The organism is Legionella sp. PATHC039, from assembly GCF_026191275.1.
Taxonomy (GTDB): Bacteria; Pseudomonadota; Gammaproteobacteria; order Legionellales; family Legionellaceae; genus Legionella; species Legionella pneumophila.
Map to the genome: position 1 here is coordinate 2,502,177 of NZ_JAPHOP010000001.1, position 14,546 is coordinate 2,516,722.

The following is a 14,546-nucleotide window of genomic DNA, read 5'->3' on the forward strand; positions in this document are numbered from 1 at the left end:
GTTTTATCACTTATCAAAAAAGAATAAGCAAATCATGAGAAAACGCGCTAATCTAATAAATAATAATTTTTCAATTTTTTACTAATACAATTATGATTACTCAAGTTAACCAATTAGATGAACTTCAATTAAAAGACTTAAAAGCATTAAGAGCAGAGTGTAAAAAAAGCGATGGCAGCATCCCCAATCTATATATCCATATATTGAAACAACACCGCTCTCTTCCTACAAGCTTCCTTTATTATCATAACGGGACCTTGATTGGGTTCTTGAGTGTTTATTTCTTTTATGATGATGCCGTTGAAGTTGCTGTTCTGGTTAGTCCCCAATATCGCAGGCAAGGGATTGCTAAACAATTAATAAAGGAAGCATTAATTTTAATTAAGTCTCAAAACTACTTTAACTTGATTTTTTCATGCCCCTCACGCCTCAATGATAACTGGTTAACCCAAAAAGGATTTACCTACCTGCATAGCGAATATTTCATGGAACGTGATGATTTAAATCCTATACTCGATTACATGCGCCCATTGTCCTTTCGCATGGCGACTTTAGAGGATATTCCTATATTATGTGGCCTCGATGAAGTGTGTTTTCCTGATAAAAACCAAGACTTGGTTAACCGATTCCAACAAATTCTTAACGAAAGAGAATATGAAATTGTAATAGCCATGCTCAATAATCATCCCATAGGAAAAGCCCATATTCGCTGGCAAACCAAAAGGGCTACCTTGTCTGATATTGCCATATTGCCTAAAGAACAAGGAAAAGGATTTGGTTCTGCCTTGATTGCTCATTGCATCAATATGATTTTGAGCGAAGGCAAATCCCGGGTGGATCTTGACGTTGAAACCCATAATAAAAAAGCATTAAATCTGTATATTCAGCTTGGATTTCATATTCAAAATGCTTGTGATTACTGGTCAATTAATGTGAATCAACTTGCAAAATAAAACTGTTTATTCTTTCGTTACAAATCGCATATTATAAATATGGCTTGACATAATTAAAATCTCACCATTAGTATTGCGAATGGCGATAGAGGAAGGCTTGTTTTATCAAAAATAAGGATAATTAATGAAAAAAAGGGTTGTTATTACTGGTATGGAAATAACGTCATCCATAGGATCGGGAATTGATAAATTTTGGCTTGCTGCATCTCAAGGTCAATGCGGAATTAAACGCATACAATCTTATGATCCATCCCCCTATTCAACCCAAATAGCAGGCGAGATTACAGATTTATCTCTTGACCATCTCCCCGAATTCAACAAAAGCAAACGTTATCCTCGTGCTGCTCAGTACGCATTATTTTGCGCACATCATGCCATTGAGAAAGCAGGGCTTGAGCAAGCTGAGCTCAATGCAGCAGGTACCTTTATAGGCACAAGCATTGGCGGCCAACCTGAACTGGAAGCAGGTTACAAGTTATTCTTTACAGACAGCTGGAAGAAAATCCCCCCTCTTAGCGTAATTAGGGGAATGCCCAATTCAATAGCCAATCATATCGCAATTGCTTTTGGCATAGGTGGACCAAACTCAACCATTTCCAATGCCTGTGTTTCATCCGGGGAAGCGATAGGCATGGCTTACCAACAAATTGCCCATGGCAATTTGACCACAGCTCTTTGCGGAGGAACAGAGTCTTTAGTCTGGGAATCGGTTATGGCTGCCTGGTGTAAGCTTAGAGTAATGTCAACTAACAATGAAAATCCCTCACAAGCGAGCAGACCGTTTGATCTCAATCGGGATGGAATGGTTATGGCAGATGGGGCTGGGATATTAATTCTTGAAGAGCTACAACAAGCAAAAGCAAGGGGAGCACAAATTCTCGGAGAGATCATTGGCTATGGCGCAAGTTGTGATGCATTCCATGTCACAGCACCAAACTCACAAGGACAAGCAAGAGCTATTGTTGCTGCTTTAAATGATGCCAAGTTATCAATTAACGATGTCCATTACATCAACGCACATGGGACAGGAACCCAGCTCAATGACAGCACAGAAACAGAAACGATTAAAATGGTTTTCGGCAAAAGAGCCTATGACATCCCGATTACTGCTCAAAAAGCCATGACAGGACATGCGATTGGGGCAGCAGGGGCAATGGAAATCATTGCAACAGCACTAAGCTTACAAAAAAATACGCTGTTACCAACGATTAACCTGCATACTCCAGACCCAGCCTGTGATCTGGATTATGTGCCTAATGAGGCGCGAGAAAAAACCATTGATATTGGTTTATCCAACCATTTCGCTTTCGGTGGAGCAAATGCCGCTTTAGTTCTACGTAAATACATTAGTTAAGAATATAAATAGCTTACGCTAAACAGCAATTGATTATTATATAAATGGCTCAATCGTGGCCCTTTGGTAATATTAACTCCATCACCACCCAAATAACTTTTCCCTAAGTCTGCAAACTCATATCCTACACCAACCTGCCAGTTACGATTTAACATTTTTTGGACACCGGCCCCCACACTGTAAGCAAAAGCATAAGTGGTGTTTGACGCAAACCATGGTGCAGGAAACAGGAATTGATTGATAGAAAGAGTCCTGTAATCATGGGCATTATTAAATGCTATTCCAAAACTACCGCTCAGATAAGGTTGCACGGGTGTAAATGCACTTCCTATCAGTTTGCCCTTTAGCTCTACTCGCGCGTGATTCACTTTATAGTCATACGTATAGACATTAAGGAGGCCATTCAGGTTGACATCACCAGTAATCTTGGCATCGCTTACTCCCGCTACCCCTAAACCTAATTGACCAATCAATTGGGGATTGATCGCACGCTGCAGCCCAAAGAATATCTCGCCATTGGCTAAAATAGTCGTCGGAGAATCATGGGTAAAATAAAGATAATAATTTGGCGGTAAATTGGGATTGAAATTATTAATATAGATCGGAGACATTGGATAAATATACTGATTTTGTCCAGGTGTTGCCCACGAAGGTCCTCCACTCACTGTAATAATAGAGGACCAAAGTAAGGGAATTTCTTCGTCATAAATCGGTTCAGAAGCGGAAAGATTCATACTAAACAAAGCACATAATCCGGTGAGCAATATTTTTTTCAGCATATCTCATCCTTTTGATTACAAATCAGCGCTCCTGATTCAGGCTCTTTAATGAACTGATTTTAATAGAAGTTATTTGATTTTATACCTTAATTAATCTCATTTTTCTAGGGGGCGTTGACAAATCATCTGGATCACCAGAATAGCAGGATCATGATAAGAAAAATTATTAATCTGAAAGCCATCCGAATCGAGGATAATTAACTCGAAAATGGATAATAAGAGGTATATAATCGCTCTATTTTGCGGAATTGAAAGGTAAACCAATGAATTCTTCTCTTCGTGATATAGCAAACCTTGTTCAAGGTATGGTTATTGGCAATGATGCCATCACTGTTTCCACACTATCACCCATAGATAATATACTTCCCGGATCTTTAGTTTTCGCCGAAGGTGAAGACAATATCAAACTTGCTGAAAACTCTGAAGCAGCAGCTATTCTTATTGGTCAAGGTACTACAGATTCCCCAAAGCCATTAATTCAGGTAAAAAACCCTTTTAAAGCATTTATTGCCTTACTCAACCATTTTTATCCCCCAAGGAGAATATCTCCGGGGGTACACCCCACTGCTGTAATAGGTGCAGAAGTACAATTAGGTGATGAAGTTTATGTTGGGCCATTCGTAGTCATTGAATCAGGAAGTATTATAGGCAACCACTCGGTGCTCAAAAGCCATATTCATATCGGCCATAATGTGGTCATTGGAGATCATACAACCATTCACCCCCAAGTCACTATTTATGATAATTGCCGCATCGGTTCGAATGTCACTATCCATGCCTCTACAGTAATAGGTTCCGATGGCTTTGGGTATACTTTTGTTGATGGCCAACATCTCAAAGTACCTCATTCGGGATATGTGGTCATTGAAAATAATGTCGAAATTGGAGCCAGCACAGCGATAGACAAGGCCACATTAGGCGCTACAGTGATCGGTGAAGGTACAAAAATTGATAATTTGGTACAAATCGCTCACTCAGTCAAATTAGGCAAGCATAATATTATTTGTGCTTTTACTGGCATTGCCGGCAGTACCACTACCGGAAACAATGTCATCTTTGCCGCCAACGTGGGAGTGAGTGACCATGTTCACATCGAGGATGAGGTCATATTAGGCGCACGTACAGGAGTTCCCCCGCACAAACACTTAAAAAAAGGAACAGTATATCTTGGTAATCCGGCAAAACCTAAAGATGTTGCGATTAAGCATGAACTGTCAGTGAATCGTATCCCTTTAATACGAAAAAACATTAAATCACTTACCGAGCAAGTGGCTGTAATTAATAAAAAACTCGATATTAAAGCAAAAGAGGTAGAGTAACTATGCAACCGCCTCTGATTCTAATAGACGGATCTTCCTATTTCTTTAGAGCGTTTCATGCCCTTCCACCATTGACGAACTCCAAAGGCCAGCCTACAGGCGCAATTTATGGAGTTGCCAATATGATTAAAAAAATAATCAAAGATTATCAACCAGAAGAAATAGCCGTTGTCTTTGATGCCAAGGGGAAAACATTCCGAGATGAATGGTATCCAGAATACAAGGCACACAGACCACCAATGCCTCAAGAATTGAGCTCTCAGTTTCAACCACTAATCCAATTACTGCAAGCAATGGGATTGCCCCTGCTTATCATCGATGGCGTCGAAGCAGATGATGTGATTGGCACTTTGGCAAAACAAGCCACAGAGCAAGGCATACCAGTTGTTATATCAACCGGTGATAAAGACATGGCACAATTGGTCAACGAACATGTCTCCCTCATCAATACCATGAGTAATTACAGTATGGGTATTGATGGTGTCAAAGCAAAATTTGGTGTAACACCTGAGCAAATCATTGATTACCTCACCCTCATTGGAGACAGCGTAGATAATATTCCGGGAGTAGAGAAATGCGGCCCCAAAACAGCTGTAAAATGGCTGACAGAGTATCAAACGCTTGATAATTTGCTTGCACACGCCAACGAAATTGGCGGCAAAATTGGTGAATATTTGCGTGCCAGCATCCCTCATTTGCCACTCTCAAAAAAATTGGTCACTATCAAAACTGATTTGGATTTGCCCTTAAATTTAAACCAATTGATGCCCAAGCCGGCTGATAGCGAGCAATTAATTAAATTAACTCGTGAATTAGAATTTAAATCATGGCTTAAAGAGTTACTACAGGAAGAAGAGAATCAAAAATCACCCAAAGAAATGGATGCCAGCAATAATAAATCCTATGAAATAATAAGGACTCATCAACAGTTAAATCATTGGCTTAATAAGCTAGAGCAAAGTCAACAATTTTGCGTCGACACGGAAACAACCAACCTTGATGTCATGCAAGCTGAATTGGTAGGCATCTCTTTAGCAGTTGAGGAAGAAAATGCATCTTATATTCCCCTTGCTCATAATGATGGCAGTACGCAGTTAGTAAAAGAAGAAGTTTTAACTGCTTTAAAGCCTATTTTAGAAAATCCAGCTATAGGAAAAATAGGGCAAAACATTAAATATGATTACAGTGTCCTTAAAAATTATGGCATTACCTTAAAAGGCATTAGGTACGACACCATGCTGGAATCCTATGTGCTCAATAGTGGTGGAGGCAGACATGATATGGATTCTTTAGCTTTAAAATATCTGGGTTATAAAACAATTAGTTATGAGGATGTTACGGGAAAGGGAGCCAAACAACTCCGCTTTGACCAAATTCCAGTAGAGAAAGCCGGAATCTATGCAGCCGAAGACGCTGACATTACTTTGCGATTACATCATAAACTTTACCCCATGCTGGATAAGCCATTGCGTAACGTGTTGCATGATATCGAAATGCCTTTACTCACTGTTCTCGCAGACATGGAAATGCGCGGCGTTCTCATCGATCCAGTCATTCTGGAAAAGCACGGAAGTCGTTTGAAAGAACAAATGAAATCTCTCGAACAGGAAGCAGTTCAACTCGCTGGAAAAGCATTCAATCTCAATTCGCCAAAACAATTACAAGAAATACTATTTGATGAACAAAAACTGCCTGTTGTAGCGAAAACCCCAACGGGACAGCCTTCGACTGCAGAATCTGTTTTACAGGAATTGGCTTTTGATTATCGCCTTCCAGCTGTAATTCTGGAATACCGAAGCTTATCAAAATTGGTCAGTACCTATATTGATGCCTTACCCAAAAGAATCAACCCCAAAACACATAGGGTGCACACATCCTATAATCAAGCGGTAGCAGCAACAGGCCGATTATCATCCAGTGATCCTAACTTACAAAATATCCCTATACGGAGTGAAGAAGGAAGGTTGATTCGAACTGCCTTCATAGCACCAGAAGGAAGTCTTATCATGGCGGCTGATTACTCGCAAATCGAGTTAAGGATAATGGCGCATTTATCTCAAGATGAAAATCTTTTACGAGCTTTTGCTAATGGTTGGGACATCCATGCTGCAACCGCGAGTGAAATTTTTCAAACGAATTTGGAAGCTGTGTCCAAAGAACAACGAAGGCGTGCCAAGGCAGTGAACTTTGGTTTGATATATGGTATGTCTGCCTTTGGACTGGCAAAACAAATTGGTGTGGATCGTCAGGATGCTCAGCAATATATTGATACTTATTTCCGCCGTTATCCTAAAGTACTTGAATACATGGAGCGTACTCGCAAACAAGCGCATCAACTTGGTTATGTTGAAACCTTGTTTGGCCGTCGTCTCTACTTACCTGAAATTAATTCACGCAACCTAATGAGACAAAAAGCAGCTGAGCGCACTGCCATCAACGGACCAATGCAAGGAACCGCAGCTGATATTATAAAAAAAACCATGCTGGCTATTTCCAGTTGGGAGCATTCGCAAAAGACCCCCTCTGCAAAGATGATCATGCAGGTACATGATGAATTGGTTTTTGAAGTCCGAAAGGAAGCGGTTGAAGAATGTCACGCCATTATCCACAAGCTCATGGAACAAACTGTAAAATTATCTGTACCTCTTGTTGTGTCTATTGGCACAGGGCCTAACTGGGATGATGCGCATTGAAGAGCATAAAAGCGTTTAATTTATTGGATTTAATAATAATTAATAGAAGTTTGACTCGCAAAGGAAGGATTTTGACCACCTACAAACTCACCAAAATAATAAGACCACGTTTTATGAATACGTTCCAAACCAATGACTTTGGGCCAAGTATTATACTCATTCAAAAACAGGCCATGACTCTTAAACACTTTAATAAAGTCTTCTCGCATAGCATCGGAATCAGACCAGGCTACAATAGGAAGTTGCGGGTATTTTTGCAATAAAATTCCTGCAAGCTCGGGACCATTGCAGTTCATTTCATCAGGGCTGGCACCCAGATCACCATCAACAATGACGATATCGGGGTAATAGTTATTGACAAAGGATAATGCGGTTTGACTATTATTGACAATAGTCACTGAAATTGATGCAACAACCGACTCCAACAATCGGCGCAAACAAAAGGCATTAAAAGCACTGTCCTCAACAATTAATACACGCATCACTGCTCCCTCTTAACTACGAGAGAAGTATAATGTGCGAACCTTAAGAAAATCTTAAGAAATAGAATTAATCCAGTTAAAAATTACAAATTGAAAAATCAACGAAGTTCCCTATTAAATTTTTTTTACAAATTCTGATTTTAATTTCATGGCGCCTATCCCGTCGATCCTGCAGTCAATAAGCGGATAAATAATGATTTTTTTAATCATTATTTATCCAACGAAATAGAAATGCTATGAATTATTGAGTGGATTAGTCAATGCGTATGCATCTTGGCATTTCTCTTCTTTACCTTTCGTGGGAGTTCTTCTTGATAGAACGCTTGGGAAATGAACAACCGGATGAATATTGTTTGTGCTCAGTAATTGAGAACCGCCCAAACCCCGCATAGCCTCATGGCTGCTTTGCTTAACAGCAGGAACAGGCTCTTCGCTTACGGGCTCTGGTGTAATTTCTGTTCCTTTAGCAACTGCAAATCCAATAGCACTTGATAGTGCAGCAGCACCAGTACCACTTATAGCACCTAAGGTCAAAGCTCCTAAAAGACCAACACCTGAAGGAGCAAAAACTCCGGTAGCAACTAATATAACACCTAAAGCAAAGCCGAAACCAAAACCAATGCCTGCAAAAGCACCCATAATCTTTAGGGTACGAAAATCAGAAGACGGAACCGGGTGATTAGATAAGACATTAGCCGTTTGTTCATGCAGGGATAAATTATCCTCTTGCTCATATGGTAATCGAACCTCTTCAGGAGAGTTCTCTTTAGGCGGGAAAATTTCCCTAACATCTTCCAAATATTGGGACCATTCAAATTCCCCGGGATTCTTACAATACCCACGAATTTCTTCCTCATTGTATCCTTTACCTTTTACTGCACGCAGCATCTCAGCATGGTCTGTAGGGCTATCATCAAGGATATAAACCTGATTAGCTTTCTCTGTTTGGTGATTAAGCCGGGAATTGACATCATTAAATTTATACCCTGACTCTAGCGTTGTTAACTTGCTGATTTCTTCATCAGAAAAACCTTGATATTTGAAAACTGCTTTAATGTATTCAACTCGGTTTTTGGTGACAATATTGACAGTCACATCATCATTTTTTAATACTTCATGGAAAAATGCCACCGCTTCTGGTCTCATCAGGAAATCAACATCCTGCTGGTCATGATCAAAATTTTCGTTGTATTTTCCATATTTTGCTTCGAATAAAGCCTGAGCTTCAATTGGATCTTTCATTGGAGTGTTTTTGTAATCTTGCTCTACATCCTTTTTATAGCCTTGCAACAGTGACTGATAAAACTCGGTAAATACAGTTTCATTACCGCTTCTTCCAGTTACTGTACCATCAAAATCGGTAAAAATAATAACTTTAGGCATTGTATTTCCTTACTATTTCTCTTAGTTTTAAATGACTCGATATTGTACAAAGTTTAAATTAAGAGAATATTAAGTATAGAAAATTACAAAATTATCAGGCCACCTTCCCTGTACAAATTGCAATAGACTTTGCTTATGAGTTTTATCAAATTGTTTTCTGCATAGAATACTTATAATTTATAGTTGCAATTGATTATTTAGACAGCATGAAGGCCTGTGAAAAAGCACCAACCAGTCTGGTTGGCACACTGCCTTATAGCGTATCCAGTATTTTGCGTGGTAAAGATCGTGTTCCCTTGCACATACCACGTCATAGAATAACTTTGCTGGGGATGAATAGCACTCCCCCTCGTCCAATCCCGGTACCTAATTAATAGAAAAATCAAATATCTATATCGTGAGCTAACAATCGCCTGTTGGCACGAAAATAGGTCATTGGAGAATGCTCCAGTAAATCGGATAATTTTTCCATGTAGATACAGGCGAATCTATCGACTTGGTAGGCGAAGTAGCTCTCTTCCGCCCCAGCGCGAAAAACTCTTTCCCACTTGGGATTATAGAAACTGTTTTGTTCTTGTAACAATCTTGAAATTTGTATGTCAACAGTGGATATTTGCAATTGCAAATCATGAATTTCCTGATCATACTGTTGAGAGCTTTCGTCAATACTTCTTGTACAAAGATCAACGTATTTCTGCTCCAACTCTTTTTTAATGGACATGGCTTCAACAATTTTCTTTTCAATTGGCAAAGCCCTTATTTGGGATGAAATTTCTTCACCTAATTCTTCAACAACCAAAGCAGTACGCCAATTACAATCTTTTTTCAATCGTAATATATCACCGTAAATATGATCCCCTATATAGAGAATTTCATCTCCGCCGACCCCGAGATCTTCAGTAAATTTTTTGGCATTACCTCCTTGGTATACGCCAGGAACTATTGGGCCATGGACATTAGTCATCGTCCCGTTTTCAGGATTAACTGATAAAAATCGTAAGTTATCATAAAAGAAACGGGGTTTATTTGCCAAGGTGATAACAAACTCAAATAAACCTTGCCAGTGCTCTCCTTTATCCAGGAATGGGGACAAGGCATAATCCAACAACAATTTAGAATAAGAATATTCTGAATTGGTCAGAATAAATATCTTTTTCCCATAACGAATAAAATGCTTCAACCCTTCAACAACTTCCTTTTCTCTTATCACATATTTTTTCAAATTTTTAATAATTATGTTTTTCAGAGTACCATCCGAGTGAACTTTATCCACACAATATTGCACGTCTTGTGCTATGGCTTGATAGCTTGGCATTTTATCGGGATTAGTATCTTTTAAATCAACCAGCTGACCATACAGAATGCAAAATGCTATAGAAAAAGAAGTATCAATTGCCATGTAATTCGGATCACCCAGGTCAACATAAATACTTCTGTAAATTTTTTTCTGATCGCTAAAACTGATCTGTTTCGTACCATGGTAACTCAATCTAATGGCGCCATACCGGCTTAGTTTTAAAATGTTGCCATTCTTACTGTCAATCACCAAACCACGAATAGCATCATCAAAATTAAATTTGAATTTTTTAATTTCCTCAGGATAGTGAAAGCTTTCTGCCAGCCTTTCCTTGACTAGGTCGTAAACTAAAGATTCAAAATTTTTCGAATTATATCGGATGAGGGTATGATCCATGTCCAAACCAATCAGTTTAATTTTTCTCATATTTATAATTCGATTTACAAAAACCTTGTGAGTATCCATTTTTGAGGAACCTATAAAATTATTGGCAATTAATGTTTTGAGATATGAACGTATGCAAGTCGACTATTTTAAATTATTCACACCACTTGCTGAAGCCACTAACACTTTATCTGCCAAACGTTTGGCAAACACTCCATTTTCAACGACACCCGGGATTACATTAAGACTGTCTTCCAAGGTCATGGGTGTTGAGAAATTCAGATTAAACACATCCAGAATAATATTACCATTATCAGTAACGAAACCTTCTCTGTATTCAGGGTCTCCTCCTAATTTAACAATTTGTCGTGCAACAAAACTACGGGCCATTGGAATGACTTCCACAGCAACGGGAAATTCCTCTAAACGTTTCACAACCTTGGATTCATCGACAATACAAATAAATTGTGTGGCTACATTCGCTACAATTTTCTCCCGAGTCAGAGCTCCTCCGCCCCCCTTTATCATTTCACCGCGTTCATTGACTTCATCAGCGCCATCAACATAGATAGGTAAATCCTGTACTGAATTCAAATCAATTACTGGGATACCTTCTGCCCGAAGCAATGCCTCGGTTGCTTTTGAACTGGCTACACAAGCCTCTATATTATGTTTGATTGCTGCCAGTTCTTTTATAAAAAAATTAACTGTAGAGCCTGTTCCAACACCTATAACCATATCATCTTCAATATAAGCTATAGCTGCTTTGGCTGCTTTGATTTTTAATTCATTCACGAAATTGCCCTCTTTGCCTAATTACTTCATACAATGAAACACCAGTCGCCACTGACACATTTAAACTCTCTACACTTCCCATCATAGGCAAAGAAAACAATCCATCGCAATGCTCGCGAGTCAATCTTCTTAACCCGGTTCCTTCTGCTCCCATTACAAGAGCGATGTTTCCAGAACAATCTATTGCATAAAGTAAATGCTCTGCTTCACCAGCTGCTCCAAAGATCCAGACACCCTCTTGTTTTAAGATGTCCATAGCTCTTGCTAAATTAGTTACTCTCACCAAAGGAATTGATTCAGCAGCGCCGCAAGCCACTTTACTGACCACGGGAGTAATATTCGCACTTTTATCTTTAGGAATCACAACAAAATCAACACCGGTTGCATCAGCCGACCGCAAGCAAGCGCCTAAATTATGGGGATCTGTAATTCCATCCAGAATAAGAATCAGCACAGGCTTTTTACTTCTATCTAATAAAGTAACCAAATCACTTTCACCGTATTCGGGTAATGCCGAAGCGAGTGCAACAACACCCTGATGCGTAAACTCTGAAAACTGCTGATTCATTTTTTGCGAGCTTAGCTTTTCGATGGGGACATGGGCGTTCTCTGCCTTGGCCAAAAACTCATGCAGTCTTTTGTCTATTCTATCTTGATTAACAAAGAGTTTTTTGATCATTCGGTGCGGGTTTGCTAATAATGCAGAAACTGCATGCAACCCGTAAACATACTGCTCATTCATTACAAGCTTCATCCTCGACAGGCTCAAAATCTATTTTACGTTCGTTTAAATCAACACGAGCTACCAACACAGTCATGTTATCTCCCAAACGATAAACTTGACCGCCGCGAGCCCCTATTAAACGATGTTTTGCAGAGTCAAACGTATAATAATCGTTTTTCAAAGAAGTGACATGAACCAAGCCTTCCACATAAATTTCATCAAGCTCCACAAAAATACCAAAGCTGGTCACAGCGGATATTCGACCCTTAAATACCTGTCCCAATTTGTCTTGCATATACTCACACTTTAGCCAGGTAATCACTTCCCGGGTCGCTTCATCAGCGCGGCGCTCTGTCATCGAGGAATGTTTACCCAAACGATTCATATCTTCATGGCTATACTCAAATTCATAAACAGGATGATTATCCAGTAAATGCCCTATTGCTCTGTGAATTAATAGATCAGGAAATCTTCTGATTGGTGATGTAAAATGCGTGTAAGCGGAATAGGCTAAACCAAAATGACCTTCATTCGATTCAACGTACTGAGCCTGTTTTAAAGAACGCAGCATTACCGTTTCAATAAGATGTTTCTCTGGTCGGTCACCAATCATGTTCATGGTACGCTGAAAATCCTTGGGTCCAGGTTTTCTCCCCCCTCCCAATGACAATCCCAGCTCCCCTAAAAACTGCCTCAGTGCAGTAATTTTATCCTCTTCAGGAGCCGCATGAACTCGGTATAAAGTAGGAATTTCAGCCTTTTCTAAAAATCTTGCTGTTGCAACATTCGCTGCCAGCATGCATTCCTCAATTAATTTATGAGCGTCATTACGTATTACAGGCACGATACATTTTATTTTCTTATTTTCATCAAATTCGATACGAGTTTCCGTAGTCTCAAAATCCATAGCACCTCTAAGTCTACGGGTATCGAGCAGAACATGATATAAATCATAAAGAGACTCAAGCATAGGCCACAAGGCTTGATGTTTTTCATCTGCCTTGCCTTGTTCCAACCATGTCCCAACTGACGTGTAGGTCAAACGGGCATGAGAATGAATCACTGCCCGATAAAAGCGGGATCGGGATATTTTTCCTTCTTGGGTAATCGATAACTCAGCCACCATACATAAGCGATCAACATGGGGATTTAATGAGCAAACGCCATTGGATAAGGCTTCTGGTAGCATTGGCACCACTTTACCAGGAAAATAAACTGAATTTCCTCGCCTTGCTGCTTCTTGATCCAAAGCAGAATCCTTCGCCACATAATGACTGACGTCTGCGATAGCGACATACAATTGGAAGCCGCCTTTGGGCTTTTTGTAACAATACACAGCATCATCAAAATCTTTTGCATCTTCCCCGTCAATGGTTACAAAAGGAAGATTACGCAAATCGGTTCGACCCTTTAATTGTTCCTCGGAAATCTGTTGCGGAATTTTACCCACTTCCGCAAGAACATCATCTGGCCATTCGAAAGGAATGCCATGGGCATGGATTGCTACCTGAATTTCCATGCCAGGAGCCATATGCTCACCCAAAATATGGATTACTCTACCTATAGCTTGCGAACGCTTGTTAGGATATGCGATTAACTCAACCAGTACTATTTGGCCATTTTTGGCCTCGCCAATGAATTCTTGGGGAATTGAAATATCCTGAGTCAGACGTTTGCTATCAGGAATGACAAAATTCACGCCATGATCAGTAAAAAATCGACCTACAACCGTGGTATTCGCATGTTCCAGGACTTCGTGGATTTTAGCTTCTGGCCTTCCTCTTCTATCCAATCCAGATTGATAGGCAAGCACCATATCTCCATGCATGACAGCCCTCATTTCTTTAGCAGAGAGCACCATATCCTCAGAACCATCATCCGGGATGAAAAATCCAAAACCATCAGGATGGCCTTGAACCGTTCCACGCAATAAATTAATTTTTTGTAATAAACAAAAGCGTCCACGCCTGTCCTGCATGATTTGGCCATCACGCAGCATAGCCTTCAAGCGAAAACCCAAGGACTCCTGCTGGCTCTCAGAGCTCAAATCCAATTTATCAAACAGTTTACTGCGAGACATTGGCCTACCGTATTCATCCAGGATTTCCATGATGTATTCCCGGCTTGGAATTGGCTCGGCGTATTTTTCGCGTTCCCTCTTATAAAAGGGATCTTTGGATTTTTTACTCACTTTTCACCATTTTCTCTTCAAACCTAATGCTAACTAAAACCTCTTAAGTCCTGTTCTACCATTTATCATTATAACTAGCAAGAATATGCTGCCAACTATCAGAGAATTCTGTAGAAAACGCCTTTTATTCATCTTTTTTCCAATCTTACAAGGCAAGAAGCCCTCATAATAATATGTGGCTTTTTTATATTG

13 protein-coding genes are annotated in these 14,546 nt (G+C 39.7%); 5 read left to right on the forward strand and 8 right to left on the reverse strand.

The window, feature by feature from the left end; all coding sequences use genetic code 11:
* The first annotated feature begins 92 nt into the window (after positions 1-92).
* The gene (gene vipF / locus OQI99_RS11370) at positions 93-953 is read left to right on the forward strand and encodes a Dot/Icm T4SS effector N-acetyltransferase VipF (RefSeq protein ID WP_265732013.1); all 861 of its coding nucleotides are present in this window, start codon (positions 93-95) and stop codon (positions 951-953) included.
* A 124-nt stretch (positions 954-1,077) separates the two neighbouring features.
* Positions 1,078-2,307: a beta-ketoacyl-[acyl-carrier-protein] synthase family protein gene (locus tag OQI99_RS11375; RefSeq protein ID WP_265732014.1), complete on the forward strand. Its 1,230-nt coding sequence runs from the start codon at positions 1,078-1,080 to the stop codon at positions 2,305-2,307.
* Here OQI99_RS11375 and OQI99_RS11380 read toward each other — a convergent pair.
* Complete coding sequence (locus OQI99_RS11380) at positions 2,304-3,086, reverse strand: outer membrane protein (RefSeq protein ID WP_265732015.1); 783 nt, start codon at positions 3,084-3,086, stop codon at positions 2,304-2,306. The genes OQI99_RS11375 and OQI99_RS11380 overlap by 4 nt on opposite strands.
* Positions 3,087-3,349: 263 nt before the next feature.
* Here OQI99_RS11380 and lpxD point away from each other — a divergent pair, with 263 nt between their 5' ends.
* Both lpxD and polA read left to right on the forward strand, forming a co-directional pair.
* The gene (lpxD, locus tag OQI99_RS11385) at positions 3,350-4,405 is read left to right on the forward strand and encodes a UDP-3-O-(3-hydroxymyristoyl)glucosamine N-acyltransferase (protein ID WP_265732016.1); all 1,056 of its coding nucleotides are present in this window, start codon (positions 3,350-3,352) and stop codon (positions 4,403-4,405) included.
* A gap of 2 nt (positions 4,406-4,407) precedes the next feature.
* On the forward strand, positions 4,408-7,098 hold the full coding sequence (polA, locus tag OQI99_RS11390; RefSeq protein WP_265732017.1) for a DNA polymerase I: 2,691 nt from the start codon (positions 4,408-4,410) through the stop codon (positions 7,096-7,098).
* 29 nt (positions 7,099-7,127) lie between these two features.
* Here the strand turns inward: polA and lerC are convergent, their stop codons facing one another.
* The 3 genes from lerC to OQI99_RS11405 form a co-directional block, all read right to left on the reverse strand.
* Positions 7,128-7,580: a response regulator LerC gene (gene lerC, locus OQI99_RS11395; RefSeq protein ID WP_265732018.1), complete on the reverse strand. Its 453-nt coding sequence runs from the start codon at positions 7,578-7,580 to the stop codon at positions 7,128-7,130.
* A 114-nt stretch (positions 7,581-7,694) separates the two neighbouring features.
* Positions 7,695-7,790 carry a PhnA domain-containing protein gene (locus OQI99_RS11400; RefSeq protein WP_241495191.1) on the reverse strand — a complete coding sequence of 32 codons (96 nt, stop codon included), beginning with the start codon at positions 7,788-7,790 and terminating at the stop codon, positions 7,695-7,697.
* Between the two features lie 24 nt (positions 7,791-7,814).
* Positions 7,815-8,963, reverse strand: coding sequence for a haloacid dehalogenase-like hydrolase (locus OQI99_RS11405; protein ID WP_265732019.1), 1,149 nt, complete (start codon positions 8,961-8,963; stop codon positions 7,815-7,817).
* A 206-nt stretch (positions 8,964-9,169) separates the two neighbouring features.
* Between OQI99_RS11405 and OQI99_RS11410 the strand changes: the two genes are divergently transcribed.
* Positions 9,170-9,337, forward strand: coding sequence for a hypothetical protein (locus OQI99_RS11410; RefSeq protein ID WP_265732020.1), 168 nt, complete (start codon positions 9,170-9,172; stop codon positions 9,335-9,337).
* 8 nt (positions 9,338-9,345) lie between these two features.
* Here the strand turns inward: OQI99_RS11410 and OQI99_RS11415 are convergent, their stop codons facing one another.
* The 4 genes from OQI99_RS11415 to rnr all read right to left on the reverse strand — a co-directional run bounded on the left by OQI99_RS11415 (position 9,346) and on the right by rnr (position 14,354).
* Positions 9,346-10,725, reverse strand: coding sequence for an HAD-IG family 5'-nucleotidase (locus OQI99_RS11415; RefSeq protein ID WP_265732021.1), 1,380 nt, complete (start codon positions 10,723-10,725; stop codon positions 9,346-9,348).
* Positions 10,726-10,788: 63 nt separating this feature from the next.
* Positions 10,789-11,439, reverse strand: a complete 651-nt coding sequence (gene rpiA / locus OQI99_RS11420) for a ribose-5-phosphate isomerase RpiA (RefSeq protein ID WP_265732022.1) — start codon at positions 11,437-11,439, stop codon at positions 10,789-10,791.
* Positions 11,432-12,181 (reverse strand): 23S rRNA (guanosine(2251)-2'-O)-methyltransferase RlmB, encoded by a 750-nt coding sequence (gene rlmB, locus OQI99_RS11425; RefSeq protein WP_265732023.1) that lies wholly within the window; start codon positions 12,179-12,181, stop codon positions 11,432-11,434. Before rlmB ends, rpiA begins: the two co-directional genes overlap by 8 nt.
* Entirely contained in the window at positions 12,174-14,354 is a 2,181-nt protein-coding gene (rnr, locus tag OQI99_RS11430; protein ID WP_265732024.1) for a ribonuclease R, read from the reverse strand. The genes rlmB and rnr overlap by 8 nt, the downstream gene beginning before the upstream one ends.
* Positions 14,355-14,546 lie beyond the last annotated feature (192 nt).

What these genes read in the sequence shown, in the direction of transcription:
- vipF (WP_265732013.1), top strand. Translation starts at nt 93, where the DNA reads ATGATTACTCAAGTTAACCAATTAGATGAACTTCAATTAAAAGACTTA.
- OQI99_RS11375 (WP_265732014.1), top strand. Translation starts at nt 1,078, where the DNA reads ATGAAAAAAAGGGTTGTTATTACTGGTATGGAAATAACGTCATCCATA.
- OQI99_RS11380 (WP_265732015.1), bottom strand. Translation starts at nt 3,086, where the DNA reads ATGCTGAAAAAAATATTGCTCACCGGATTATGTGCTTTGTTTAGTATG.
- lpxD (WP_265732016.1), top strand. Translation starts at nt 3,350, where the DNA reads ATGAATTCTTCTCTTCGTGATATAGCAAACCTTGTTCAAGGTATGGTT.
- polA (WP_265732017.1), top strand. Translation starts at nt 4,408, where the DNA reads ATGCAACCGCCTCTGATTCTAATAGACGGATCTTCCTATTTCTTTAGA.
- lerC (WP_265732018.1), bottom strand. Translation starts at nt 7,580, where the DNA reads ATGCGTGTATTAATTGTTGAGGACAGTGCTTTTAATGCCTTTTGTTTG.
- OQI99_RS11400 (WP_241495191.1), bottom strand. Translation starts at nt 7,790, where the DNA reads ATGATTAAAAAAATCATTATTTATCCGCTTATTGACTGCAGGATCGAC.
- OQI99_RS11405 (WP_265732019.1), bottom strand. Translation starts at nt 8,963, where the DNA reads ATGCCTAAAGTTATTATTTTTACCGATTTTGATGGTACAGTAACTGGA.
- OQI99_RS11410 (WP_265732020.1), top strand. Translation starts at nt 9,170, where the DNA reads ATGAAGGCCTGTGAAAAAGCACCAACCAGTCTGGTTGGCACACTGCCT.
- OQI99_RS11415 (WP_265732021.1), bottom strand. Translation starts at nt 10,725, where the DNA reads ATGGATACTCACAAGGTTTTTGTAAATCGAATTATAAATATGAGAAAA.
- rlmB (WP_265732023.1), bottom strand. Translation starts at nt 12,181, where the DNA reads ATGAATGAGCAGTATGTTTACGGGTTGCATGCAGTTTCTGCATTATTA.